Source organism: Sorangium sp. So ce887 (genome assembly GCF_051521455.1).
In the GTDB taxonomy this organism is placed as follows: domain Bacteria; phylum Myxococcota_A; class Polyangia; order Polyangiales; family Polyangiaceae; genus Sorangium.
The window spans coordinates 11,293,180-11,319,244 of record NZ_CP150354.1 but is presented as its reverse complement, the minus strand read 5'-3'; the positions used below and the strand labels follow the sequence as shown (position 1 = coordinate 11,319,244).

General features: G+C 69.7%; 18 protein-coding genes. 8 read left to right on the top strand and 10 right to left on the bottom strand.

Going from position 1 to position 26,065, the window contains the following annotated elements; translation table 11 throughout:
- Positions 1–206: 206 nt before the first annotated feature.
- Entirely contained in the window at positions 207–1,808 is a 1,602-nt protein-coding gene (locus WMF36_RS42465; RefSeq protein ID WP_437576557.1) for a sigma 54-interacting transcriptional regulator, read from the bottom strand.
- Between the two features lie 231 nt (positions 1,809–2,039).
- Here WMF36_RS42465 and WMF36_RS42460 point away from each other — a divergent pair, with 231 nt between their 5' ends.
- Positions 2,040–3,788 (top strand): S53 family peptidase, encoded by a 1,749-nt coding sequence (locus WMF36_RS42460; RefSeq protein WP_437576556.1) that lies wholly within the window; start codon positions 2,040–2,042, stop codon positions 3,786–3,788.
- A 56-nt stretch (positions 3,789–3,844) separates the two neighbouring features.
- Here the strand turns inward: WMF36_RS42460 and WMF36_RS42455 are convergent, their stop codons facing one another.
- From WMF36_RS42455 to WMF36_RS42435, 5 genes are all read right to left on the bottom strand, one after another.
- The gene (locus WMF36_RS42455; RefSeq protein ID WP_437576555.1) at positions 3,845–5,221 is read right to left on the bottom strand and encodes a TfuA-like protein; all 1,377 of its coding nucleotides are present in this window, start codon (positions 5,219–5,221) and stop codon (positions 3,845–3,847) included.
- Positions 5,218–6,516 carry a YcaO-like family protein gene (locus WMF36_RS42450; protein WP_437576554.1) on the bottom strand — a complete coding sequence of 433 codons (1,299 nt, stop codon included), beginning with the start codon at positions 6,514–6,516 and terminating at the stop codon, positions 5,218–5,220. Before WMF36_RS42450 ends, WMF36_RS42455 begins: the two co-directional genes overlap by 4 nt.
- Positions 6,513–6,926 carry a hypothetical protein gene (locus WMF36_RS42445; RefSeq protein WP_437576553.1) on the bottom strand — a complete coding sequence of 138 codons (414 nt, stop codon included), beginning with the start codon at positions 6,924–6,926 and terminating at the stop codon, positions 6,513–6,515. The genes WMF36_RS42450 and WMF36_RS42445 overlap by 4 nt, the downstream gene beginning before the upstream one ends.
- 92 nt (positions 6,927–7,018) lie before the next feature.
- Positions 7,019–10,669: a serine/threonine-protein kinase gene (locus WMF36_RS42440; protein WP_437576552.1), complete on the bottom strand. Its 3,651-nt coding sequence runs from the start codon at positions 10,667–10,669 to the stop codon at positions 7,019–7,021.
- A gap of 78 nt (positions 10,670–10,747) precedes the next feature.
- Entirely contained in the window at positions 10,748–11,125 is a 378-nt protein-coding gene (locus WMF36_RS42435) for a hypothetical protein (RefSeq protein WP_437576551.1), read from the bottom strand.
- Here WMF36_RS42435 and WMF36_RS42430 point away from each other — a divergent pair.
- The 5 genes from WMF36_RS42430 (at position 11,124) to WMF36_RS42410 (ending at position 17,280) form a co-directional block, all read left to right on the top strand.
- Positions 11,124–12,575, top strand: coding sequence for a hypothetical protein (locus WMF36_RS42430; RefSeq protein ID WP_437576550.1), 1,452 nt, complete (start codon positions 11,124–11,126; stop codon positions 12,573–12,575). The two genes, WMF36_RS42435 and WMF36_RS42430, sit on opposite strands and share 2 nt — an antisense overlap.
- 55 nt (positions 12,576–12,630) lie before the next feature.
- A complete protein-coding gene (locus WMF36_RS42425) occupies positions 12,631–13,527 on the top strand; it encodes an HAD family hydrolase (protein ID WP_437576549.1) in 897 nt (298 codons plus the stop codon).
- Between the two features lie 49 nt (positions 13,528–13,576).
- Positions 13,577–14,038 carry a hypothetical protein gene (locus WMF36_RS42420; protein ID WP_437576548.1) on the top strand — a complete coding sequence of 154 codons (462 nt, stop codon included), beginning with the start codon at positions 13,577–13,579 and terminating at the stop codon, positions 14,036–14,038.
- A gap of 159 nt (positions 14,039–14,197) precedes the next feature.
- A complete protein-coding gene (locus WMF36_RS42415; RefSeq protein ID WP_437576547.1) occupies positions 14,198–16,276 on the top strand; it encodes a hypothetical protein in 2,079 nt (692 codons plus the stop codon).
- Positions 16,277–16,287: 11 nt separating this feature from the next.
- Positions 16,288–17,280 carry a S1 family peptidase gene (locus WMF36_RS42410; protein ID WP_437576546.1) on the top strand — a complete coding sequence of 331 codons (993 nt, stop codon included), beginning with the start codon at positions 16,288–16,290 and terminating at the stop codon, positions 17,278–17,280.
- A gap of 377 nt (positions 17,281–17,657) precedes the next feature.
- Here WMF36_RS42410 and WMF36_RS42405 read toward each other — a convergent pair whose 3' ends face one another.
- Positions 17,658–17,903 (bottom strand): transposase, encoded by a 246-nt coding sequence (locus WMF36_RS42405; protein WP_437582028.1) that lies wholly within the window; start codon positions 17,901–17,903, stop codon positions 17,658–17,660.
- Between the two features lie 169 nt (positions 17,904–18,072).
- A complete protein-coding gene (ilvA, locus tag WMF36_RS42400; RefSeq protein WP_437576545.1) occupies positions 18,073–19,587 on the bottom strand; it encodes a threonine ammonia-lyase, biosynthetic in 1,515 nt (504 codons plus the stop codon).
- Between the two features lie 239 nt (positions 19,588–19,826).
- On the opposite strand from ilvA, the gene WMF36_RS42395 reads away from it, so the two are divergent.
- On the top strand, positions 19,827–20,276 hold the full coding sequence (locus WMF36_RS42395) for a CBS domain-containing protein (protein ID WP_437576544.1): 450 nt from the start codon (positions 19,827–19,829) through the stop codon (positions 20,274–20,276).
- Between the two features lie 88 nt (positions 20,277–20,364).
- Here the strand turns inward: WMF36_RS42395 and feoB are convergent, their stop codons facing one another.
- Together feoB and WMF36_RS42385 are read right to left on the bottom strand one after the other, a co-directional pair.
- On the bottom strand, positions 20,365–22,317 hold the full coding sequence (gene feoB, locus WMF36_RS42390) for a ferrous iron transporter B (RefSeq protein ID WP_437576543.1): 1,953 nt from the start codon (positions 22,315–22,317) through the stop codon (positions 20,365–20,367).
- Entirely contained in the window at positions 22,314–22,649 is a 336-nt protein-coding gene (locus WMF36_RS42385; protein WP_437576542.1) for a FeoA family protein, read from the bottom strand. The genes feoB and WMF36_RS42385 overlap by 4 nt, the downstream gene beginning before the upstream one ends.
- Positions 22,650–23,553: 904 nt before the next feature.
- On the opposite strand from WMF36_RS42385, the gene WMF36_RS42380 reads away from it, so the two are divergent.
- Positions 23,554–26,034 (top strand): RICIN domain-containing protein, encoded by a 2,481-nt coding sequence (locus WMF36_RS42380; protein ID WP_437576541.1) that lies wholly within the window; start codon positions 23,554–23,556, stop codon positions 26,032–26,034.
- Positions 26,035–26,065 lie beyond the last annotated feature (31 nt).

Below are 26,065 nucleotides of genomic sequence, written 5' to 3'. Positions count from 1 at the left end.
TTCGTGAACACGAAGAGACCACCGCAATGATGCGGAGTCGATGTGTCAGCGCGCTTTACGCCGCTGCACTGTAATGCGCGTTCTCGTTCTCGGGATCAGTCTCTCACCGAGAACACAAAATCCTCGTGCGTGCACGGTGGGCTTAGCCCACATCCGCCAGATCATTCGGCCCCACTTTCACCGAAGAGCCAGCAATCCGGCTTCTTCTACGAACGCACGACGCGCGCCGGGATCTTGAGCTCCCGGATGCGCCGCGCGAGGGATTTCCGCGAGACCTCGAGGCGCTCCACCATGGCGTCGATGTCCCCGCCGCAGTCTCGGTAGGCGTGCGCGATCTCGGTGTGCGTGAGGTCGACCGCTCGGCGCACGCGGGTGCAGCGGTTGAGGAGCTCGTAGAGCGAGCTCCTGGCGACGCGCAGCCGGTAGGCGGCGGCCTTGAGGTCCCAGCGGCATGCGCGCAGCGTGGCCACGAGCTCGTCCTCGGTCACATCCTTAGGGCTGCGCCGTACCCGGTCGGGCTGTGCCGGCGTCGCCGGGCGCGGGGTCGCTCCGGCCCGCTGTGCCCCGGCGCCGCGCCCGAGCAAGTCGTCCAGGTGCGGGCCGGCGCGCAGCTCGATCGCCCCGCGGCTGCTCACGACGAGCTGGCGCACGACGTTGCGTAGCTGCCGGACGTTGCCGGGCCAGTCGTATCGGGCGAGCTGCGCGATGAGCGAGGCCGGCACGAAGCCACGGCCGTTCGGCCCGGAAGCGCGCCAGGCGTCGGGTTGGCCGACCCGCTTCAGCTCGTCGCGCAGGAAGTGCATCAACAGGCAGCCGACGTCCTCGCGCCGCGCGCGCAACGGCGGGAGCGAGATCTCGAAGCCCGCCAGTCGATGCAACAGCGGCTCGCGAAACGCGCCCGAGGCGATGCGCGCCTGCAGGTGCGCGTCCGTCGCGCTGAGCACGCGCACGCGCGCCCGGTCCACCTTCCGGCTCCCGACCGCCTGGATCTCGCCCGTTTCCAGCGCGCGCAGGAGCAACACCTGCACATCCGGCGGTGCGTCGCCGATCTCGTCGAGGAAAAGCGTGCCGCCCCGCGCCTCGCCGAAGTATCCGGGCCGGTCTTCCACCGCGCCCGTGAACGCGCCCTTCTTGACCCCGAACAGCTCCGCGCTCGCCAGCGACGGCTGCAGGCTGGCCATGTTCACCGCCACGAACGGCTCCTTCTGCCGCGCGCTCAACCTGTGAATCGCCTGCGCGACCAGCTCCTTGCCCGTCCCCGTCTCCCCCAGGATCAGCACCGGGACGTCGTCCCCGGCAATCGCGCGGATCTCCCGCCGCACGCGCTCCAGCGCCGCGCATTGCCCCACCAGGCCGAGGTCGTCCTCGCCCGCCGGCGGCGCCAGCATCGCCATGTGGAGCGCCAGCACCACGCGCTCCGACAGCTCCAGCACCACACCCCGCGCGACCTCCGCCAGCGAAAGCTCCCGCTCGCCCTCGAGCACCTCGCCGTCCACGACCACGTGCGTCGTGCTCTCCCCTATGCAAAGGCGGAGCCCACCGCCCCCCGCGTCGCGCAGCCGAAGAGGCCTCCGGCTCACGTGCTTGTCCTCGAGCGGCGCGCTGCGCGTCCGGCCAGGCATCGCGAACACTGGCTCCACCCGCGAGAGGTGCGCCTCGCGCGCCTCGGCCAGCTCGAGCAGCAACGCCCGCTCGCCGACGCGCTCGAGGTTCGGATGTCCCAGGATCGTCAGCGCAGGAACGAGCGCAGGACCGAGGCCCCTCCGGGAGGGATCGGCGGGTTCGAGGGTGGTCGAGTCCGAGAGCACGAGAATCCTGTCATGGTCCTATCGCTCCGCGGCCCGGCGGTGTCCATCAGCAACGTGCGCCCCGCCGGCGCCGTGCAGCACGACCCCTGCCGCCACCGTCGCTCCCGACGTCCGGCCCGGCATCGCGATTGCTTTGACTCGCGCCGCCACGCCGGTGTCCATTACGCACCGGAAACCACACGCTCTGACACGAAGAGCGGACCTTGATGCGATGTGAGGAGGAGAAACATCATGAGCGATCCCGCATGGAGAGAACTTGGCGTCGTGGGCGACGACGAGACGGTGGAGATCACCTTGGTCCTGTCGTCCCTGGCCGCCCCCCAGCGTGACGCGAAGAGGCGCGCGCTCGTCGACGCTATCGCGGCCAACCCGCGCGAACGTCAGCCGGAGACTATCAAAGAGTTGCTCGGCGCCAGCGAATCCGTGCTCCAGGCGTGTAGCGCGTTGGCGAGCAAATACGGCCTGACGTACAGCGTCAAGCGGGAGTTGCCTGCCGAAGTGGCCCTGGCCGGCACCGCCCCCCAGATGCGCGCGGCTCTTGGAATCAGCTACAAGTGGGTGGAGTTCAATGGCCGCAAGTCGCTCGCCCGTGTGGCCGATGTACGGATGCAGCTACCCGACGACCTCGCGCCGTATGTCGTTGATGTGCTCGGCCTGGATGACCATCGACCGGGCGGGTTCACACCGTTTCGCTCGGGTGGTGCCCTGTTACGCGACGCCAAAGACACACCGGCATCGCCCGTCGCTCCCCCCGCGGCTTCAGCGGAGACCAGGTTCTTGACGGCCCGGGACCTGGCCGCGTTCTACGATTTTCCCGAGGGACAGGGACTCGACGGCTCCGGCGTCACCGTCGGATTCATCGTGCTCGCGGGAGGCCTGGACCTCGAGGGGCTCGCGCCCAATTTCACGTGCCTCGGGCTGGAGACGCCCGACGTCAAGATCATCGAGCTGGACAACGCGAAGAACACCCCGGTGGGCCCGGAAGCTATCAAGGCGTACATCGTCGGCCAGGGGATCGGCCAGGCCGGTGCGCCGCTGGCCTGCGAGCAACCCCAGGCCCGACGGTGGCAGCGCCCAGCCCCCGACCCGAACGCAACGAACATCACCGAGGCCATGTGGGGGACCCTCGAGATCATGATGGATGTCGCGCTCTTCGGCGCGCTGGCAAACGGCGCGAAGATTCGCGTCTACAGGTCGAAGCCGAACCGCTCGGGCATGCGCGACGCCATCCTGGAAGCAGCCGACGACGGTGTCTCCATCCTCGTGCTGACAGGAGGCGACGCGGAGGGCGATTTGCACCCGAACTGGGGGCTGGACCAAAACGGGACCGCGGGCGTCGACGCCGCGCTCGATTATGCGATCGGCGCCCGGGGCGTCACCGTACTCTGCTCCTCCGGCGACAGAGGCTCCACGGCGAGCAGCGTCGACGGCGAACAGCACAAGCTCCAACCCGCCTACCCCGCGAGCCACGATCTGGTGGTTGCGTGCGGTGGTACACAGATTGTGTGGACGGACGAGTCGACACCGACCGAGGTGGTGTGGAACGAGCACATTCTTGGGGATCGCCTGGCGAGCAGCGGCGGGTTCAGCAAGATCTTCCAGCGTCCGGCGTGGCAAGCGGGCCTTCCCGGCGAGATGAGGGCGGTCCCGGATATCGCCGCGAACGCGGCTTTCGCGTCCGGACTGTGGAACTGGCTGGGCAGCGTCAACGCGACGTCCCTCGGCACCAGCGCAGCCGCGCCGATCCTGGCCGCGTTGATGGCCCGTATCTATCAGGGGTTGGGCATTCAGGGCGGGATCCCCGGCCTGGCCGCATTGCTCTACCAGCCCGCGGCGCGCGCGGCCATGGCGCCCATCACCCAGGGGCACAACGGCGTCCAAGTCGGCGTGACGGAGTACAGCGCAGGGCCGGGCTGGAATCCGTGCACCGGCCTGGGCCGCCCCATCGGCGCCCAGCTCATGGAAGCACTCAAACCATGACCTGATCTGCCCAACGCGGGGGGCGCACGGCTGTCCGGCCTGGCCGGCGGACAGCCTCACGCGCCGCCGGCATGCGAGGGTGGTCTCTCGGTCCACCGTAGATACGAAGCTTCCCGGAGCAGCGCGCGTCGCAGGGCGTCCACGTCGGCGAAGCCCGCGGCGCGCGCGTACGCCGCGACATCGCTCGGGACGGGCTGGCCGAGCCGCTCTTCGAAATACCAGCGGAGCAGCTCGGCCTCGGACAAGCCCACGTCCGCGAGGCTCGGGGCGAGCGCCCCGCGCACCGCGAGCACGCGCTGCTTGTCCGAGGCGCGTGTGGCCAGGGCGGCGTACCGCCCCTCGGCGCGCAGGGAATCGGGCAAGACCTCCCGCGCGTCCACCTCCAGCGTCGCCTCCGCCCACCGCACCCGGGCCTCGTCCAGGAAGAATCGCTCGAGGTCCCGCACGTCGTGCTCCCGCGCCCATCGCGAACGCTCGCGCTCGTCTCGGAGACCTCGTTCGACGCAGAAGGCTTCGACCGCGCTCTCCAGCCCGTGCTCCCCGATGGATGCGTTGCGCCGGCGCGCGAGCTCCAACGCGAGCGCGCGCGCCATGGCCCCCCGCCAGGCCGCTGCGTAAGCCGCCGAGAGCTGCAGCTCCTCGGCGAGCGCCTCGTGCGACACGGCCCCCTCGACTGGCGTCGCTGGCGACGAGCCCACCGAGAGGCGGCCGGCCGTGCGCACGGCGTGCTCCCACGCATTGGTGTGCTGGAACCGGTAACGCACCGCCTTCGGCTCGATCCCCTGCGCGGTCCGCGCGCGCAGGCGCTCCAGCATCGCGATCGCATCGAGGCGCTTCTGATTGACCCGCCCGCGGGGCAGGAAACCTCGCAGCGCCTCGATCGCCTCGCTCCGCAGGCCCGCGTCGAGGCCCCGGGCGAGCACGAGAGGCCAGGTCCGCTCCGCGTAGAAGACGTCCTTCGCGATCCGCGCGAGCCCGTCGCGCAATCCGTCGTCGATGACGCCCGCCGCGGTCGCCGCGCGGAGCGTGCTGCGGATGTTCACCATGGCCTCGGAGACCGCGCGGTACCCGTGCTCGGCGGCCCCGTGCGCCACGGCCACCTCATCGTCGTCTTCGAGATCGCCGCGCGCGAAGGCTTCGTAGATGGCGCCGATCCCCTCCATCCCGAAGGTGGCGAGCTCCGCGGCACGCAAGGCGCCCATGCTCGCGCTGCCGAAGACGTGGATCCCCTGCGCCATGGCCCAGAGGACCTCCTTGTGCCAGACCGCGGGCACGCGCTGGAACAAGCCGTCGACGATGCCGATGGCCACCGGCCGTTCGAGCGCGGCCCGGTAGACGTCGCCCTGCGCGACGGGCGGCAGGTACGTCGCGTCGAGGTAGACCCGCGCCTCCTCGGCGGAGATTGTCGGGCCGGTGAACACGTAGATCTTCATGTGCTCCTCGTCCTCGAACGCGCGCGGGCGCGCGGGCCGGGGACATAGCCAGGCAACCCCTCGACGCTCTCCAAGCCCGGGATGACGACACGCACCACCGGCAGCCCGATCTCGGCCTTGGAGAGGTCGACGACCGCGATCTGCTCGACACCGGCTGCGTGGAGCTGCCGGATTTCCCAGCGGATGTCGTCCTCGAAGGTGTCGTTCTCCTGGATCGGCGCGTCGCCGAAGCGGCGCCCCGGCGGCCCGTCGCGCATCTCCGCCAGGACGCGGCGGTGCAGATCCGCGTCGAGGCGCTGGGTGTACTCGGTTCGGCTCATGTCGTCGCGGGAGCCGGTGATCATGGTCATGCGGCTCTGGACGGCCTCGGTGAGCGCGCGCAGGAGGGCCACGTGGCGCGCCGGGTGGCAGCCCGCGCCCGCCGCCGGATAGATCGAGCCGAGCCCGCCGGCTGCGCGCTCCGCGATCATGCAGTGGAACGCGGCGATGCGGATGTCCGAGGTGATCTCCCACGCCGCGACCTCGACGCCGGCCCGGTCGCAGCGGTCGAGCAGCGCTCGGCAGCTCGCGTCGTCCACGCTGTCGAGGTCCAACCGAGTGGCCCTGCGCGCTTCGTCGTCGAGCAGGCTCCACAGCGTACCCGCGTCGCGCTCGACGACCTCGCAGATCCCATGGCTGATCGCCTCCAGCGCGTGATTGCCCGAGGCGAGCCCGGTCGAGGTCGTCAAGAACGCGCCGCTGCCCGTGGGCAGCGGGAGCGTGTAGTTGGTGTGCACCAGCTCGAAAGGCACCCAGAGGGGCTCGCTCGTCATCCAGTCGACGCCCTCGATCCACAGCAGCGGCGCGCCCGGGTGGAACGTGCTGCTGGCGAGCCGCGGGAGGAGATCCACGTCGGCCACGCGGTGGGTGAAGCGGAGCTCGTCGTAGGCGGCGAGCTTCAGCGGTGCCGTGATCCGCTCGGCGTGGAACAGCTCCGCGGCTTCCATCATCCCCGAGGCCTTGGCGGCCGCGAGGTCGACGCCTTTGCCCTGCGAGACCGCGAGCGATCGCGCGTTCGGCCGGCAGACCATCACGACCGGGATGCCGAGGACATCGAGCCCGGTCACGTTGGCCACCCGGGTGATGCCGAGGACCGCCATCAAGGGCCGCAATCGCTCCACGGTCTCGGCGGGAGACACGAGCCGGTGTGTCCCTCCCTGAAAGCGCTTGAAGGTAGTTGCGGGGCGGCCCGCGTCCGGCATGCCGGACGCGGGCGCTCCTATCTTGGCGCCACCACGACCCGCGACGTCGCTCATTCCGGCTTGCTCGGCGTCGGCGGCAGGTGCTGGGGGGGGTCCTTGATCATGTTCAGATTGAGCAGATAGCAGGTGAAGAAGGGCTTATATTGCCGGAAGGGCATGTTCGCGACGGCCACGCCTTGCCGCAGGAGCGTCCTCGTCAGCCACTCTTTAGGCGGCCCCTTGATCGTGTCGAACTGCGTCCATTCCTCCTTCAGGAGCTGGTAAATATTGCCGTCGTCGCTGGCGATCAGGATCGTTTGCGGATCTTCCGATGGCTGTATCTTGGTGTCGAGACTCTTGTCGGGGCTCAGGACCGCCCGCGGGGCCCTCCGCGAGCCCGTGAGTCTATTCCGGATGTCTTCCGGGGGATCGAGGGGCGACATCACGTTCGGGAGCCCTTTCTGGCCGTCGTCGTTCTTGCTCATGATTGGTTTTCTTCTCCAAGCACGCATCGGCGTGCACAGGCACTTGCGTGCGCTTCACGCGTCGACCACCGAGATGCTTCGGCGGGAGACTCTTAGAGGTAAACGAGGCGCTTCGCGGCCTCGATCGCGCGATCGAGGTGTGCGCGCGCGTCGGCCGCGCGGGCGTCGCGCGCGGCGAGGGTGGCTTCGCCGAGCGGCACCGCGAGGCTGTCGGGGAGGCGCTGCTGCTTGGGCTCGATCAGCGCGCGGGCATGCTCGACGGCCTCGTCGATCCGGCCGGCGTCGAGCTCGATGGCCATGAGCGGCAGGAGCGCCATCCACTGGAAGGGATACGCGAGAGCGAGCAATCGCCATGTCTCGAGGGCCGTTTGCAAGCGCGATGCCGCGCCCATCCGATCGCTCTCGCAGAGCGCCACCCAGCCGAGGTTGGCACGCGCCGCGCCGACGTAATCCATCATCTTGCCGTCGGTCGCGACCGTCAGGGTCTGCTCGGCCAGAGCGCGGGTCCGGGCGATCGCGCGGCGCCTTCGGTGCGTCATCATCAGGTAGGCGAGGCACCGCGATTGCAGCGTCACGTCGCCCATCCGCTCGGCATCGCGCAGCGCCGCGCCGAGCTCCGCCTCCGCCTCCGAGAGATCGCCGTGGGAGAGCAGCGTGAAGCCGAGCGCGAAGCGCGCCCCGGCGATCTCGTTCGGATCGCCTGCCTCCTCGCTGGCCGCCATGGACGCGCGCGCGTAGCGCGCGGTCTCGTCGGAGGCGACGTAGCGATCGCGCCGCAGATCCATGTGCATGACGGCCTGGAAGAACTGCATGCGCTGCCGAGGCGTGCCGCGCCGCTCCACGTGCGGGCGCACCTTCTCGACCAGCGCGGCGAGCTCGTCGACCTGCGCCAGCCAGTAGTGGACCCACGTCCGATCCATCTGCACGTGCACCCACGCGTGCCACCACGTGTCCGTAGCCTCGCTGCCGCTCTCCGGCGGCGCAGCCCCGAGCGCCTCCTCGGCGAGCGCGTAGCACCGCAGCGCCTCCTCGTGGCGGTGGTGCGTCTCCCAGGTCTTGCCGATCTTGCGGTGCAGCCGCGCGCGCGCGAGGCCGTCTCCCTCTGGCATCCCCGCGAGCGCCTGGGTGTACCCCGCCCGCGCCTCGTCCTGGCGGCCCGTGATCGCGAGCACGTCGCCGAGGCCCTCATTCACGCGCTCTTCGGGCTCGAGCGGCACCCCCGCGCCTGCGGCCCCCGGAGCGCGCGCCGCCTGCGCCTCCGCGAGGGCGCTCCGGTAGAACGCGATCGCCTCGCCGTTGGCATGCGCCGCGCGGGCCCGATCGCCGGCGTGCGCGAAGTGGACGCTCGCCCTGTCGTGCACCTCGGCCCTCGCGAAGTGGTGCGCGAGCTGCGCGTGGAGCTCCGGCGCGCCGGGCCACCGCGCCTCGATCGCGGCCGCGGCGCCGCCGTGCAGCACGCGGCGCTGCTCCTCCGGGATGCGCTCGTACCCGATCTCCCGGATCTTGTCGTGCGCGAAGCGCAGCCGCCCGGGCGACGACTCCTCGATCACCTGCCGCACCCGCAGCGTCTCCAGCGCCTCGAGCAGCGCCGTGTCCTCCAGCCCCGATGCCGCCGCGAGCAGCTCGCCGTCGAACTCCCGTCCCAGCACCGACGCCCACTCCGTCAGCCTCCGCGCCGGTCCTCCGAGCGCGGACAGCCTGCGATCGATGAGGTCCGCGAGCACCGTGGGCAGCGGCAACGACGCGCGGGGCCCTTGAACCCCCTCGGCCCGTTCGTGCACCCGCCACCGCCCCGTCCGATCGCGCGTCACGAGCCGCTCGCCGATCGCTGCCCGCAGGTACTCGGCCACGAAGAACGGGTTCCCCTCGGCGCTGCCGGCGACGAGCTCCACGAGATCGCGGCGCGGAGCGGCCAGCGCGAGCATGCCCGAGATCATCTCTCCGACGCTCGCATCGCTCAGGCGGCCGAGCGCGAGGTGCTGCACCCAGTGCGCACGCACGATTGGCGCCAGCTCGGCCGAGACCTCCTCCATCCGGTACGTCCCCAGGATCAGCAGCTCTCGTTCGGCCAGGCCCTTGCTGGCGAGGTGCTCCAGGAACGCGAGCGACAGCTCGTCGGCCCACTGGAGATCGTCGACGACGAGGAGCAGGCTCCGGCGCTCGCTGAGCGCGAAGATCGCGCGCGCCAGCATATCGAGCACGCGCTGGCGCGCCTGCTCCGGAGGCAGCGGCGGCGGCTCCGGCAGCTCCGCCACCCAGGGGATGTCCAGTATCGAAGGGTCGTAGAGCGCGAGCACCTTCGCGCCGTCTCCGAGCAATGACGCGCACTCCATGTCGCCTTGCTCGCGGCAGCGGTCCGCGATGGCGACCATCGAGGGGCGGAAGGGGTGGAGCGGCGCGCCGCCGAGCGCGCCGTCGCCGCCGGCCTCGGCGACGCACTCGCTCGTGATCACCAAGAACCCCCGCCGGCGCGCGAGCGCGGCGGCCTCCATGGCGAGGCGTGTCTTGCCGATTCCGCTCTCGCCGCCGAGGAACACGCAGGATCCGTCGCCTTTGGAGGCGCTCGCGAGCGCTCCCTCGATGCGCCGCAGCGCCTCGTTGCGCCCGGAAAACGTCGGCCGATAGATGTAGAGCTCGGCCTTGGGCATGTCCGGCGCGATCCAGTCCTCGGCCCCCAGCTCGCCGAGCATCGCGGCGAGGTCGTCGGCGTGCCCCAACCGATCCTGCGGCCTCTTCTCCAGGAGCCGCATCAGGACCTCCTCGAGCTGCGCGGGGATGCCGTCGACGACGAGCGAGGGCGGCCGGGGCGGCTGATAGAGGTGGTGTTGGAATACGAGGAACGGCTGCGCCGCCTGGAAGGGCGGGCCACCGGTGATGCATTCGTAGAGGATGCACCCGAGCGCGTAGAGATCGGCCCGCGCGTCCACGGGTTCGCCGAGGATCTGCTCGGGCGCCATGTACCGGGGGGTGCCGGCGGCGTCGACCTGCTCCAGCGTCTCGCGCCCGCGCGCGCCGCCGAAGTGCGTGGAGATGCCGAAGTCCACCAGCACCGGCGTGCCGTCCGCGCGGACGAACACGTTCGCGGGCTTCAGGTCGCGGTGCACGAGCCCGCTGCCGTGAAGAAACGACAGCGGCCTGCAGAGCTTCCGCAGCAAGGAGAGCGTCGGCAGCAGCGGCGGCGCCCGCCTTCGCGCCCACGTCGCCGTCCCTTCGTCCGAGCGCGGCCGCGCGCCTCGCGGAAGGGTCCGGTCCGTATCCACCGCCGCCGCGCGCGGGCCCTCCACCCCTTCCCAGAGCTCGACGATGTGGTCCTGAAGCGTTCGGCCTTGCAGCAGCTCCATCGCGTACCACGGCAGCCCGCCCGCAACGCCCTGCCCCAGGATCCTCACGATGCCTGGGTGCCGGACGCGCGTCAGCGCGTGGATCTCCCGCCGGATGCCGCCCAGCGACGTCTCGGCGAGCACGAAGACCGTCTTCACCGCGGCCGTCGCGCGCGTCTGCTCGTGCTCGCCGTGATAGACCACCCCCATCCCACCGCGCCCCAGGATCCCGCGGATCCGATACGGTCCAATGGCAGTGGGGACGGGGGCGTCTCCTGATTCGAGCGTTGCCACGGAGCGCCATGCTACCGCGCCCCGGCAACGTGTGTCATCGCACAAACAAGTGCGCCTCACTGAAATCCCGGCGCGCCATTCTCGCACGCGCTGGTTGGACGGAGCCGTCGCCCCCTCCACGCGTCCCATGCGCCCTGGGCTCCGTTCGCCGCGACCCACGCGCCCGCCGGCCCATCGGAGCGCACGCGAGCGAGAGCATTCCGGCTATCAAGGCTTCACAGACAGCGGATACGCGGGTGTCGTGCCGGCAGCTCGGCGCTTCTTCCACTGCCGCGGGCGCCCATCGTCGGCCGGCATGTCGGCCGATCTGTCGGCCGGCACATCCGCGAAAACCACCGCTCGGGCATCGGTTGACATGTCGAAATAGCTCGGCGTGTCGCCCGACGAATCGAATTTACGCCATCGATGATGGTCTTCGCGGCGCACGAGATCGGTTGGGGGTGCATTCCCGCGAGCGTGGTTGCGTGATCGACTCCGCTCGTGCTGGCACACGGGTTGCTGTGTTGCGATGCCCACAGGCGCCTGCCACGACGACTGAAGGCCGGCAGGACGAGACGAAATGCCCTCGATCATGAGGTTTGCCATGCCCGAACTCAACGATGTTCATCAACCCGCCCCTGCCTCGAATGCTGCGTTGTGCTCGACGTGGGAGGACGATCCCGGCGCCCCCGATGCGCGCGGCGTGCTCGTGGACGCCCCCTTCCCCGTGCTCGAGAATCAGCCGCTGCCCACGAAGATCGTCATGAACCCTGCGCCTGCGCGGGATCGTTTCCCGGAGGGCACGCCCGGATTTCGCTTCTGGGGCGCCGCCGCCGCGCTCCGTCGTGGCTCCGATTTCTGGGGAGCCATCCTTCCTCAGAGCGCGACGTGGTATCCGAGCGTCGGTCCCATCCTCGACGTTATCCTCGATGCCGGGATCGATCTGAATGCCTATTACGATCGGCAGTCGCTCAGGTTCTTTCACCAAACGGTGCACGGTTCGCCCGTGTTCTCCGGCGAGAGCCCGGATATCGTCTGCCACGAGCTCGGTCATGCGGTGCTCGACCTCTTGAGGCCCGCGCTCTGGCATGCCGCGTCCATCGAGGTTGACGCGCTCCACGAGTCGTTCGGCGACATGAGCGCGATCCTCGTCGCCTTGCAGCTCCCCTCGATGCGCACGGCGGTGCTCGCGGAGACCGAAGGTCACCTCAATCGATCTTCACGCCTCTCGCGCCTGGCCGAGCATCTCGGCTGGGCCATTCGACAGCTCAACCCCAATGGCGCCGAGCGCGGTTGTCTCCGCGACGCCGTCAATTCGTTCTTTTATCAGTCCCCGGACGAGCTGCCGACGTTCGGGCCTGCCGCCATGCTCACGTCGGAGCCGCACTCGTTCTCGCGTGTCTTCACGGCCGCGTTCCTCGACGCGCTCGCGGGGATGTTCGCCAGCCGGCCGGGACAGAAGGAGGAGGACCTCCTGGAGGTGAGCCGGGACATGGCGTCCCTGCTCGTCGAAGCCGTCCGGAGCTCGCCGATCGTTCCCAGCTACCTGAGCCAGGTGGGCGCACACCTGCTCCGCGCGGCGATGAAGAGAGACCAAGGGTATGCCGAAGCGATCAAGTTCGGGCTCGTCCGCCACGGCTTGCTCTCCATCCCGGGCGCCGTGACCGTCGCGACGGCTCGCGCGCCGGTCGGCGTGGCCGCTGGGCTGGGCGGGCCGCCTGTGCCCCACGATCTGGACGTGTCGGGCTACGGCTTCAAGGTGTCCACGATCCGCGTGCAGTCGACGTCGGCGCAGCGGCGCTTCAGCGTGGCGGGGGCTTCGAAGTCGGTCGGCGATGTCGCGGTCGCCTCGCCCGAGGACGCGGCGCGGGCGTTCTTCGAGGACCTCCTGCGGCGCGGCCGCCTCGATCCAAAGGGCTTCGCAGATCCCGGACTCACGGTCTTCGATCCTTCATCGTTCAAGACCCACGAGCTCGTCGATGAGCAGGGCACGGTGGCCTTGCATCGCCGCCGCATCGACTGCATCCCGCGCCGCCCGCAACCCCCCCAACCCTGATAACGACGCTCGCGATCCGCGGCGAGCCACCTTCTGGAGTCGACGAGCACGCGCCATGGAGAACCAAGCCATCCCCCCGCCAAGCGTCCTGTTGCTGGACCTGGGGGGCACCCTCGAGTACGGCGGCGTCGTGCTCCCGGATGCCACAAGAGCACTCGAGGTGGTCTCCGATTTTCGAACGAGCTCTGGGCAACGGCTCCCCATGGCGCTCGTCTCCGATTTCATGATGCCGGCGCCGGGCGCCGGGTCCGACGAGATCGAGCGACTCTTCCGCGATTACGTCGACATGCTGAGCCACCTCGGGTTGGCCTCGTATTTTCAGCCTGCCGAGCAGCGGATCACGCTGTCGACGCAGGCCGGGGTGCGCAAGCCGCACCGCGCCGTCTTCGAGCTCGCCCTGGAGCGCCTCGGCATGGCGCCTCGGCTCGACGCGTGCGTCTTCGTCACCGAGAGCGCCGAGCACGTCGGCGCGTGCCGCGCTCTCGGGATGCGCGCGCTCCGATTCGGTCCTGACGGCGATTTCGACGCGTGGTCCGCCGGCCCGCTCGTCCTCGCGCGCCTCCTCGGGATCCGCGACGCCGAGGCGCTGCGGCCCGCGCTCGACCTGCGGCTCGACCGCCGGTTCGGGCAACGGCTCCTTCGCGTCGAATCCATCGCGGACGCGGGCAACGGCGGCGCGCGCATCTCCGCGTTGGTCGGCGATGCCCCGGATACCCCGACGCCCGTCGCCGCCGACATCACGCTCGCCCGGTCCGGCGACATCGCCGCGCTCGTGGTCGACGGATTCCCGGCGGACGCGCGCGTGGACGCGGACCTATACAGACGTGTTCTCGACGAGAATGCCAGGATTGCACCCGCGGATGCAGAGCTGCCCCCGGGCGCCACGCATACGCTGGAGCCGGGCCCCGGCGGTGACATGGTCTTGCGCCGCCGCCGGTACTCCATTCTGTGAGCGCCGGCCGTCCGAGCATAGACAGGCCACTCTGCGATACGAGGTTTTTATGGGACGTGAGATTGTACGTGACGACACTATGCGAGCTCGCTCGGAAGCAATGCGGGCGGGCGGCGAGCCTCCCCCGATGGACACCTTCACGGAGCGGCTCATCAAGCTGATCCCGAGCGAGGTCATCGGCACGTTCCTCGTGATTGACGGCCTCCTCCAGGCCGGAGCGGATCAGGTGCCGCTCGTGCCGGTCTTCTGGCTCCTCTTCTCGCTCTTCCTGGTGGGCACCCCGCTTTACCTGTGGCGGTTCGAGCAGGTCAGAAGCCCATTGCAGCTCACGCTGTCCATGTTCTCATTCGGCGTGTGGGTTTTCGCGACTGGGGGCGTGATTCGTCAGGTCGTCCCCATGTTCACACCCATCATGGGAGGGCTGCTGCTCGCTGCGTACACGTTCGTCGCTACGGTCCTGCTCGGACCGAAGAAACCATCGCCGGAGAGGGTGCCTTCGCCGGGCGGCTGAATCAGCGCATCCATGCACGCGCCGGATGCACGAGGCGCGCTGTGGAATGCGATCGAGTCGTCGGGCGGCGGTCGGAGCAGCGCAGGCCGGCCCCCGCGCCGTTCGTACGGAATGGCCTCGTGCTGGATTGAGAAAATGTATTTGCCGAAGAAGGTTGTCATGACGAGGATCGCTCTACCCAGATATCGAATCCCGCTCGCGGCGTTCATCGCGCTGACCAGCGCTGGTCATCTCGCCGGCGGCGCCGCCACGGCGCAGGCGGCCGAAGCAGAGACCATCGAGTTCAAGAAGGACTCGACGTTGAATACATGGGCGCTGGCGCCCGCGCCCGGGTTGCCGTTTTCGCGAACCATCGACATCCAGATCAAGGTGCCGCGCGCGTGCAAGAACGTGAAAGCAACGCTGAAGACCGCCTCTTCCGAGCAGGCGATCGAGCCCGCGCTCGTCCGCGCCGAAGCGCTTGATGGAGCGGTGGAGTTGACGCTGGAGGCGACCTGCGACGGCAAGAAGGTTGGACCGACGGTCTACATGTTCGCGCAGTCGCCGCCTCCGCTCGCCGGCGCGTCAGGAGGCAAGGGCAACTGCGATCCCGACAGCGTGGGGCTGTCGGGACCGCTCCTGGTATGCCGGCGGCGCACGGACAGCCTGGAGAGCAAGCGAAACGCCGTGACGATGCGAAGCGCCCTACCTGGCGGTATCGATGAGCAGGCCGCGCAGATGGCCGCCGAGCTGCTGCAGATCCTGGCGGAGATCGCGGTGGATCGAGCCCGAGCGAAGGGCTTTGAAATTATCCGCGACCGCATCAACAACACGCTTTGCCGCATCGACGAGCAGGGCATGTTCATCGCTTCCCCGGCCGAGCCGCCCAAGAAGCGCCTCTTGCGGAAGTCCTGCGCGCTGCTCGACACCGTCCGGCTCAACGACATCGCGACACAGAGCCAGGCGCTCCAGGCGGCGCTGGTCTCGGATCTGCTCACCTTCGCCGCGCAGGCGCCGTTCAAGGTCGTCATCGACGCGGGGGGCCGGTCCGAGGCGCTCACGACGCTGGCCGTGCTCGTCGAGATGATCACGGCGTCGCTCGAGATACACTTTCACGGCGGCCACATCCAGGCGACGCTCCCCAGCCCCAAGCTGGTCATCGATCAAGCGATCCAGATGACCTGGCCATTCGGAAAGCTGGACGAGCTCACGTTCAAGATCGCGGTTCAGGCGGCGCGGCGCTGCCTGGCGCAGAACGCCGAGGACTGCGATCTGTCCGTGCAGATCGAGACGCTATTGGCCAAAGATTATAAGAAGCAGATCGAGAGCTCCAAGCTCAGCTCGAGTGAGCTCGCCCGCCTGCGCACGCGAGCGGCGGCCTTGGCCGAGCTCGTCGTGGACGCGGTGAGCCCCGCGAGCGCCGGTGTCAGCCCGCGCGACCGCTGGCGCCTGACCCTGGAGGTTGTCGGCTGGCTCGCCCAAGCCGTCGTGGACAAGGAATTCCACGGCAAGCAGAGCGAACAGCGCGAACTGGCGCGCGCGATCCTCGAGAACGTACAGCGCCTCTTGCTCGCGATCGTGGAAGAGGATCTCCCGACGGCGCTCTCGAAAGGCGCGGATCTCGTCTCGAACGTGTGCGCCCAGCGCTGCGCCCCTGGGGATCGGACCAAGGTGATGATCCGCGTCGTCACGACGATCGGCGCGTTCGCCGCCACCTACAGCGGCGGCGGCGCACCCGACAAGCAGCTGCACGACGTGCGCAGGAGGCTCATCGAGGATCTCGTCGACCAGATGACGGACAGGCGCGGGCGCGACACGGACACCATCGTATCCGTCGGCGTCAACGCCTCTTTCCTCGCGACAGGCATCGAGGCGGTGCGCGACGCGAAGGGCGACCTCGGCAGCAACAGCTACATGACACCGCAGCTCGCGCTCCCTCTCGGCGTCGCTGTGGACGGGGGCTGGTACGAGAGCTTCGGGTGGCACGTGATGACCTATCCTATCGACATTGGCCAGTTCGCCTCCTACTCCACGAGCGAGGGGATCAACACGCCGCGCTGGGACACGATGCTGGTCGCCGGGTTCCAAGCTGGGCTCACCCTCGGTCATCGAACGCCGGCGGTCTTCGCGCTCGACGTCCATTATGCGCCGACCCTCTTCGCCCAGACCTCGAAGACGCTGCTCAGGGACAGGCCGGGCGGCGCGCTCCGCGTCGGCCTCAGCATCGGTTACTACGTGCCCTTCTTCGACTTCAATTGATGGAGGATGCCATGCGCCATCGCGCGACCACGTTGCTCTGCATCATCTGTCTCGCCGGTTGCGGCGCCGCGCGCGGGACGCGTGAAGCCACTCCCGAGGCGCCCGCGCAGCTGGGCGCTCCGGAGGAGGGGCGCCCGCGGGACACCGAGGAATCTGGACGAGCACTGACATTCCGCGCGCAGACGCCGGAGCGCGGCCATATCGACCTCGCGCGCGATCCGCTGGGCACCAGTGCGTCCGCGCTCGTCACGCTCGCCGAGGTCAAGGAGAGGCGGCTCGGCCTCATCGAGGCCAGTGCAGCGTCGATCGAGCGCTCGCAAAAGAGCCGCGGCATCCACGCAAGCACGAAGATCGTTGGTGGTGAGCGACAGTGCGAGTTGACCGCTGTTGGAGCCATCCTGCGGAATCGCCAGGTGCACTGCTCCGGTACGTTGATCAGCCGGCATGCGGTGCTCACCGCGGCGCACTGTCTCGACACCGAAGACGCGACGCAGTTCACGTTCTCGCTCGACTGCGAGATCACGCGCGACACCCGCCCAAAGCTCGTGCGGGACGTGTGGGCGGCCAAGAGATTCCCGTCGAACCGACCGCTGCGCGTGGAGGACGCCGCGAACGACGTGGGCATCCTCTGCCTGTCCGAGCATCCGGGCGTGGGCCCGATGGCCATCCCACGCAGCGCCCTCCCGGAGTCGACGTACAGGCGGACCCGCCTGGCCTTCGTCGGTTATGGTCTGTTCGATCCGTCGGACCCCAGGTCTTACGGAGTCCGCCGCGGAGCGGCTATGGATGTCTACGAGATCAGGGGTGCTTGGTTCTCCTACGAGGGCTCGGAGCACAACACCTGTAACATCGATTCTGGCGGACCCGCGTTTGCCGGCGCCCTGCTCGTCGGCGTCACCTCGCTCGGCGACCGGAGCTGCAGGACGACGGGCGTGGACGCCCGTGTGGACGAGAATCTCGATTTCATCGCCGACAAGGTGAGCGCGTGCGAGCGCGGGCGTTGAGCAACGGCCTCGACATGGACACGTTGCAAACCTTGTCGGGGCTAAAAATGATTGAGCTGCCCGTCCTGCCCTTTGACATACGAGCATCGGGCAGTGCGAAGCACGAGCATCCGCCGGCTATATACGTCGACCGTCGTATTGTCGCGCCCTCCCCAGAAGTGGAGTTTGCCCCGATCTCGATCACTCTTCATGATGGACCTCTGCTGAGTGGTCCGCAGCCATCCATCATGGCGTCGATGCGGACCAAGGGAGAGGGAGCCGGATTGGAAGTGCACACAGAGGCTGCGGCGTCGCGCGGATGCTCACCGTTGCGCATCCCGAACACTCGAGAAAAATTGTCAATATTCGGCTCTTCGTCGAGATCCGGGCCGGCGCTGTCACGCCGCAGCACGTAGGGGAGCCTGCATCCCAAGGGCCAGGAGTCGCGCCGTGCCGGTCGACGTTCGGACCGGGTTTGCCGCCATGAAGCGGAGCTTGATGTGGAACGGAGCGTGAACGACGACGGCGTGCTCCAACTGAGGGTAGTTCCTGACCGCGTTCAGAAAAGTCCGATGCATGTCCATCGCAAATAGAACAATGTTCGCTTTCTGGTCAGGTGGTAGGGTATCGAGCCAGGTGCGCAGGGTTGAACGAACCGCTCCGCGGAGGTGAACTCGTCGCAGTCGGCGCCGCGTCGTAACGCCTGGGTACCGAGGCGCAACGACAGCTTGTCGAGTATCTGTTCCTGCACAGCCGCGCGGAGCGCGTGAGTGTAGCTAGCCGCCGCTCGACGCGTACCATTTCAGTGTTTCATCATCTTAGGAACAGATGATAGGCCGCATTCTCGGTCTCTTCCATGCATGGATAACCGAGCTCGGTGAGAAAGCGGTCGAACTCGTTGTATTCGGGCTCCGGGACCTGCAACGCGGCGAGGACTCGCCCGAAGGCGGCGCCGTGGTTGCGGTAATGGAACAGGCTGATGTTCCAGCGACCGCCGATGTGCGTGAGGAATTGCATCAGCGCCCCGGGGCGCTCCGGGAACTCGAAGCGTAGGAGCCGCTCGTTGGCTGTCGGGGCGCGCCCGCCGACCATGTAGCGCACGTGCAACTTGGCCATCTCGTCCATGCTGAGGTCGATGACCGGCAGCTTGGCGTTGTGGAGGCGCTCCAGCACCTCGTCGCGCTGCTTGCGCCCGTGCGCCAGGCCCACGCCGACGAAGATCTGCGCCTCGTCCGCGCGTCCAAAACGATAGTTGAACTCCGTGATGGTCGCGCGCCCGAGCAGCTGGCAGAACTCACGGAACGCGCCCGGTCGCTCCGGAATGGTGACCGCGAACAGCGCCTCGCGCTGTTCGCCCAGCTCTGCCCGCTCGACCACGTGCCGCAGGCGGTCGAAGTTCATGTTCGCACCGCTGTGGATCGCCACAAGCGTCTTTCCGCCCAGGCCTTCGCGCTCGACGTACGCCTTGAGGCCCGCGACCGCCAGCGCGCCCGACGGCTCGGCGATCGAGCGCGTGTCGTCGAAGATGTCCTTGATGGCGGCGCAGATGGCGTCGGTGTCCACCACGATCACGTCATCCACGCACCGCCGGGCGATGCGAAACGGCTCCTCCCCCACCTGACGGACCGCCACGCCGTCGGCGAACAGCCCGACCTGACTCAACCGTACACGCTCGCCCGCGTCGAGCGCCGCGCGCAGACACGCGGCGTCGTCCGGCTCCACGCCGATGACCTTGATCTCGGGGTACAGATGCTTGATATACGCGCCGATACCGGCGATCAGCCCGCCGCCGCCCACGGGCACGAAGATGGCGTCCAGCGGTCCGCGATGCTGGCGCATGATCTCCATGGCGATGGTGCCCTGACCCGCAATCACGTCCGGGTCGTCGTAGGGGTGCACGAAGGTCAGCCCCTCGCTCGCTTCGAGCGCCTTGGCGTGGGCGTAAGCTTCGTCGTAGGAATCCCCTATCAGCTCGATCTCCGCGCCGAGCGCACGCACGGCGTCGACCTTGATCCGGGGAGTCGTGGTCGGCATCACGATGCAGGCGCGGATGCCGAGCCGCTGAGCGGCCAGCGCCACCCCCTGCGCGTGGTTGCCCGCCGATGCGGCGATCACGCCGCGCGCCCTCTCGGCCGCGCTCAGCGAGGAGATCTTGTTGTAGGCGCCGCGCAGCTTGAACGAGAAGACGGGCTGCAGGTCCTCGCGCTTGATCAGCACGCGATTGCCGAGGCGCGCGGAGAGCCGGGGCGCATCCTCCAGGGGGCTTTCTTGGGCCACGTCGTAGACGCGGGCGCGCAGGATCCGCTCGAGATAACCGCTTGGGGCCATTGGGCCCGAAAACTACGGTCCTCCGCGCGCGTCGTCAACTCGCTCGTGGAACACCCCTCAGGGATCAGGCCAGCTGCGCTGGCGCGTGTCGCGTATCCGCACCTCGATCGAGACGGAGCCTGCGGACCCGCGCTCGCGAGCGCGCAGCGGGCCTCGGCGCGGAGGGGACGTCCGGAGGCGGGCGGCGCGCCTCATCGAGGGCTCCACTGGTCCGCGAGTTGCACCAGGCGCGGAGCGAGATGTCGTTGCTCACGATACCCAGGATCAGCGCCGCCGAGCTCATGACCGAGAACCCCCGGACCGTGCGGGTCGACGACCCCATCGCCGAGGCGGTGGACGTGCTCCAGACGACGGACTTCCGCCACCTGCCGGTCCTCGACGAGCAGGGTGAGCTGGTCGGGATGCTCAGCGATCGCGACCTGCGAGCGCTCCAGTTGCCCTACTCGGCGGACACCGCCGTGGTTGACGCAGCGCGACAGAAGACCGGCGTGCCGGTGTCCACGATGCCGGTATCCACGATCATGAGCGGCAATGTCGTGAGCGTCGGTCCCGACGCGGACATGACCGAGCTCATGGAGCTCATGCTCGAGCACAAGATCGGCGCGCTCCCGGTCGTCGACGCAGAAGGCGCGCTGCTCGGCATCGTCAGCTATGTGGACATCTTTCGCAGGATCCTCGGGGAGGCGTGACTCGCCGCCCCCTTCGCGCACGACGTGCACAGCGGCCGCGCTCGACGGCCGCCACGGGCGACGTGCCGCGGCGGTGTCAGGTGCCCGCTCACGGGAGCCCGAGCAGCCCGCTCCCCTGGTAGACGACGAGCGCCGCGACGTACGCCGCCGCGTAGCTGTAGGCGAGGACGAACGCCGGCCAGCGCCATGTCTTGGTCTCGCGGCGGATCGCCGCCACGGTGCTCATGCACTGGCAGGCCAGGACGAAGAACGCGAGCAGCGCGAGCCCCGTGCGGCTCGAGTAGGCGTGCGTCCCGTCCGGGCGCCTCGCCTCGCGGATCCGCTCGGCGAGCGGCGCGGGCTCGTCGTCGGCGCCCTCGACGCCGAAGATGACGCCCATCGTCCCGACCATGACCTCGCGCGCGCCGAACGAGCCGATGAGGCCGACGTTGATGCGCCAGTCGAAGCCGAGCGGCGCGGTCACCGGCTCGAGCGCGCGCCCCACGCTGCCGGCGATGCTCGACTCGAGCGAAACCTCCGCGAGCTCGGCCGCGGCGGTCGGCGGCTCCGGCGCCGCGGCGCCCGGCATGGGGACCTTCAGCAGCACCCACAGCACGGCCGAGACGGCCAGGATCACGGTCCCGACCTCGCGCGTGAACCGCCACGCCGCCTGGGCCCCCTTGCGGACCACGAGCCGCGGCTCGGGGCTGCGGTAGGCCGGCATCTCGAGCACCATGGGGAGCGAACGCCCGCGGGTCGCCGTGCGCCGCAGCGCGAGCGAGGCCACGAGCCCGGAGGCGATGCCGGCGACGTACAGCGCGACGAAGAGCAGCGCCTGCACCCACGCGCCGTGGGCGGCGAAGAAGGTCGTCAGGAGGAGCCCGTAGGTCGGGATCCGCGCGGAGCAGGCCATGAGCGGCAGGACGAGGATCGCCGTGAGCCGCTCGCGCGGATCGCGGAGGATGCGCGTGGCGTGCACGGCCGGCACCGCGCACGCATGCCCCATGAGCAGCGGGACGAACGCGCGGCCGCTCAGCCCCATCAGCTGGAGGAGGCGGTCGACGAGGAAGGCGCCGCGGGCGAGGTAGCCGCTCGCCTCGAGCAGCTCCATGGCGACCGTGAGGATCACGATCTGCGGCATGAAGGCGAGCACCGTCCCCGCGCCGCCGAGCAGGCCGTCGACGACGAACGAGGCGGCGAGCCCCCCGCCGAGGGCGCGGGACACGAGGCCGCCGAGCTGTCCGATCGCCGCGTCGAGCGCCTCGGTGACCGGGGTGGCGACGAGGAACACGGCGGCGAAGAGGAGCGCCATGAGCCCGAGGAACAGGACCGGACCGGCCGCCGGGTGGAGCAGCACGGCGTCGGCGCGCGCGGTGAACGTCCTCCTTCGCTCCGCGGCGGCGTCGTGGCGCGTCGCCTCGAGGGTCGCGTCGCGCGCGATCGCGTCCGGGTCCCATGTCGCGGCGCCGGGGGCAGGCGCGGCGCCCGCGGCGATCGCGTCGAGCCGCGCGGCGATCGCGTCGAGCACGGCGCCGCGCGCGGCCGGGTCTCTCGCGCTCACGAGCAGCACGGGCAGGCCGAGGGAGCGCTCGAGGGCGCCGAGGTCGAGCCGGCGCCCCTCGGCCTCGAGCACGTCGCGCTGGGTGGCGACGACGAGCGGCGCGAGCCCGCGCCCCACGAGCTCGCGCGTGAGCCGCAGGCCGAGCGCGAGCTGCGTCGCGTCCAGCACCTGGACGACGAGGCGCGGCCGCCCGCCCTCGCCCGTGCGGTCGAGGAAGCGGCGCGCGACGCCCTCGTCCGTCGCGGGGTCGACGACGGACTCGATCGAGTAAAGCCCGGGGAGATCCGCGATCGTCACGGCCGTCCCGCCGGCGAGGCGGACGTCGGCGGTGAGGATATCGACCGTGATGCCGGGGAAGTTGCCGACGTGCGCGCTGCCGCCGGTCAGCCGGTTGAAGAGCGACGACTTGCCCGAGTTCGGCCGCCCCAGCAGCGCGACGAGCGGGCGTTCTGCCGCCGCCGGGGGGCGCTCCTTGCGGGCATCGGCGAGCGCGGCGGTCATGTGATCCGCCTCGGCGCGGCGAGGGGCGCGACAAGGATCGAGCGCGCGAGCCCCGCGTTGATGGCGAGCTCGCCGCCGGAGCCGGTGCGCACATGGAGCGGGCCGCCGAACGCCGCGCGCCTGATCACCGTGAGCGTCTGGCCGGAGCCGAGCCCCATCGCACCGAGCCAGCCGGCGAGATCCGCCTCGAGGCCGACCTCGATCACGACCACCCGCTCACCGGCGCTTGCATTCGCGAGCGGGCCCGCAGCCACGCCGGCGCGCGCGTCGTGCGCCGGCGTGGCCATGTCGGTAACGCCGGCCGAACCCAGGTTGGGGATGTTCAAGTCCACGTCGAGAGGGGGACAACCGCGGGAGACCGCGTGCCTCTGAGCGTATTGAAAATCAATTTCATCGTCTGCCGGCATTGTGAACGGTGTTGACCGGGGTGTCGAGGCGTCTCTCGACCGTCCTCAGCGTGGTGCCCGAGGGCGTGGCCATCGCGCCGCCCCCGGGGCCGGCTGGGCGACGCCGTCCTCGTGTCCGGCGACGTGGGGCGGCACGGGATCGCGGCGCGGATCCCCGTGGAGCCTGCGGTCCTGGGCGCGCGAAGCATTCGGGGCGCGGAGAGCGCCCGGCCTTCTGCGCCGTGTCGGCTGCGAACGACGCGGCGCAGCAAGCGGGCACCCGTGCCGAGGCCTGCCGCTCCGCCCTGGCTTCGGGTCCTCGGTTGCCGACTTCTCCCGGCTCGGATGGCTGTTGAAGCTCGGGTCCCGTTCTCGACGCGCCCGTTCAGCGGCACGTGACTGCCCGATGACGACGCCCGTGCTGCCTGGCGGTGCGGCTCGGACCACCGGTCGGAGGCTGCCGGGAGCCTCCCGGTAGAGTTGAAACTCAAACCGGAGGCTGTCGAGAGCCTCCCGGTAGAGTTGAAACTCAAACCGGAGGCTGTCGAGAGCTTCCCGGTAGAGTTGAAACTCAAACCGGAGGCTTCACGCAGCCGTCGGGTTGAATGATTCAGGTGATACTGTACGTCCGCGCCGGCGCGGCGTGCTCCGGGCGCACGCTGCGCGGCCCCGCTCAACGCGGCCGGTCCACCGGCCGGCCACTGGCCGGCTCGGCCACGCCCTCTCGCCACCGCGCTCCGCAGGACACCGACGGATCCTCGCCAGCTCCACGTTCATCGCCCGGGCACGCATCCTGCTCTCGCGCGCTGCTCGCCTCGCGACCCGCGCGGCTCGAAGGCAGGAGTGTCCAGTGTCCAGTTCAAAACAGTCCAAGCCTCCCTCTCGCTGGCAGCGCGCCGCAGCGCGCAGCCTTTTCCTCATCGGATTGCTCGGACCGGGCGGGCTCGCCGCCGGGTGCTACGCCTCCGACGACGCCGCGCCTGGCGACGAATCCGGGGAGGCGGCCGGGGCGCTCACGCTGCCCGCAGGGAGCCAGTTTCATGATCTCTACATGGTTGCCCACGAGGACGACGACCTGCTGTTCATGAGCCCGGACGTGCGTGAGAGCATTCGCGCCGGGCACACCGTGCGCACCGTCTATCTCACGGCCGGTGACGCCGGCGACACAAGCGCCTACTGGAAGGATGGGCGCGAGGCGGGCATCCGCGCGGCGTATGCGCTCATGGCCGGCGTGGCCAACCGCTGGACCGCCAGCGTCGATACGGTGAATGAAAAGCCCACCTACCGCTTCACGCTCGACAGCAACCGCCGCGTCTCCGTCGTCTTCCTGCGCTTGCCCGACGGCGGCGGCGGCGACGGCTTTGCCTCGCCCTCGGGCGACACCGATTGTAACCGCCCGGGTCACAAGAGCCTGCGCAACCTGTGGAACGATACAACGGGCGCCTCCACGGTCCCGGTGCTCGGTACGTGGGGCAGCTGCGCCGGCACCACCTACACGAAGAGCGAGCTCGGCGCGGTCCTGCGCTCGCTCGTGCAGCGCTTCGCCCCGACGCGCATGCACATCCAGGACCTGAGCGATCTCTACGGCGGCGACCACTCCGATCACGTCCACGCGGCGAAGTTCGCGTTCAATGCGCATCACGCCTACGCGCCGGAGCACCAGCTCGTCGTGCACCGCGACTACAACATCGCGAACGAGGAGGAGAACCTCTCGGCGCAGCAGAAGGCGGACAAGACCGACGTCTTCTGCGCCTACGCGGCGCATGACTCGCATATCAGCGACTGCTCGACCTACGGCGACGGCGCGCACGGCTCATGGCTGGGCAGCCAGTACCAGAGCGCCCAGATCACCTATGCGGACGGGTGGCTCGCCGGCCTGTCGGACAAGTGCCTCGACCTCCCGGGCGGCAACACGACGAACGGCACCATGCTCCAGATCCGGGACTGCGCCGGCGTGCCCAACCAGAGATGGACCCTCGAGGGCGGCAAGATCCAGCTCACCGGCACGGACAAGTGCGTCGATCTCCGCGGCGCGAACACCACGAACGGCACGCCCGTCCAGATCTGGGACTGCGTCGACGTGCCCAACCAGAAGTGGACCCTCACGAGCGACGGCATGCTGCGCGGGCTGGACGGCAAGTGCCTCGACGTGAGGGGCGCCAATCCGGCCAACGGCACGGTCGTCCAGGTCTGGGATTGCGTCGCGCAGCCGGCGAGCGGCGGCGGTCTGGAGGTCGTCCCGCAGCAGAGCTTTACCCCGCGCTTCGGCGCGGTGACCGGCTGGACGCGCGGCGGCCTGCTCAGCGACGGCGACGCGTCCGGCCTCTACGGGGACCATTCGTATTACTATGGCTCGGTCCGCCTCGGCGACGTGAACGGCGATCACCTGGCGGACGTCTGCGGCCGCCGCCCCGACGGCGTTTACTGCGCCCTGAACCAGGGCGGATCCGGCTTCGGCGCTCCCGCGCTCTACACAGCCGAGTTCAGCGACGCGCGCGGCTGGGCCACCGAGATGCACGGCATGACGCTCATGCTCGGGGACGTGGATCACGACGGCCGCGCCGACGTCTGCGGTCGCGGCGGCGCCGGCATCCTCTGCGCGACAGCGAACGCGACCGGCACCGCCTTCGTGCCCGACTTCCGCGCCTGGACCCCGTCGTTCTCGAACGCGACCGAGTTCGCGGCCGGCGCGCAGTACTATGGCTCGCTGCGCCTCGTGGACGTCAACGGCGACGGCTACGCCGACGTCTGCGTCCGCGGCGCCGGCGGCATCCAGTGCGCGATCAACGACCAGCACCGCGCCTTCCAGCCCGCCGCCACATGGCTCGGCACCGAGTACCTCGACGCGCTCGGCTGGAGCGTGGAGCGGCACGGCATGACCATCGCGTTCGGCGACATCAACGGCGACGGTCGCGCCGACGTGTGCGGCCGCGGCGCCGCCAAGATCATCTGCGCCACCGGCAAGGCCGGCGGCGGCGGCTTCGAGAACCCGCGCAGGTGGTCGCTGCGGAGCGATTTCGCCGACACCGGGACCTCGACCGGCTGGGACGCGTCGCGCGCCTATTACGGATCCATCCGCCTCGGCGACATCAATGGAGACGGCTACGCCGACGTGTGCGGTCGCAGCCCCACAGGCCTGGTCTGCGGCCTGTCGAGCGGCAGCGGCTTCGACCGCGTGCGCCCGGTCCTGCCGCAGGACTACACGAACGCCGCGGGCTGGGGCGTCGACCGCCACGGGATGACGCTGGAGCTCGCCGACCTCGACGGCGACGGCGCGCTCGATGTGTGCGGCCGCGGCGCCGCCGCCATCCTCTGCGCCCACGCCCGGTAGCGCTCCCGGACCTCCTCGCCGCCGAGGCGCC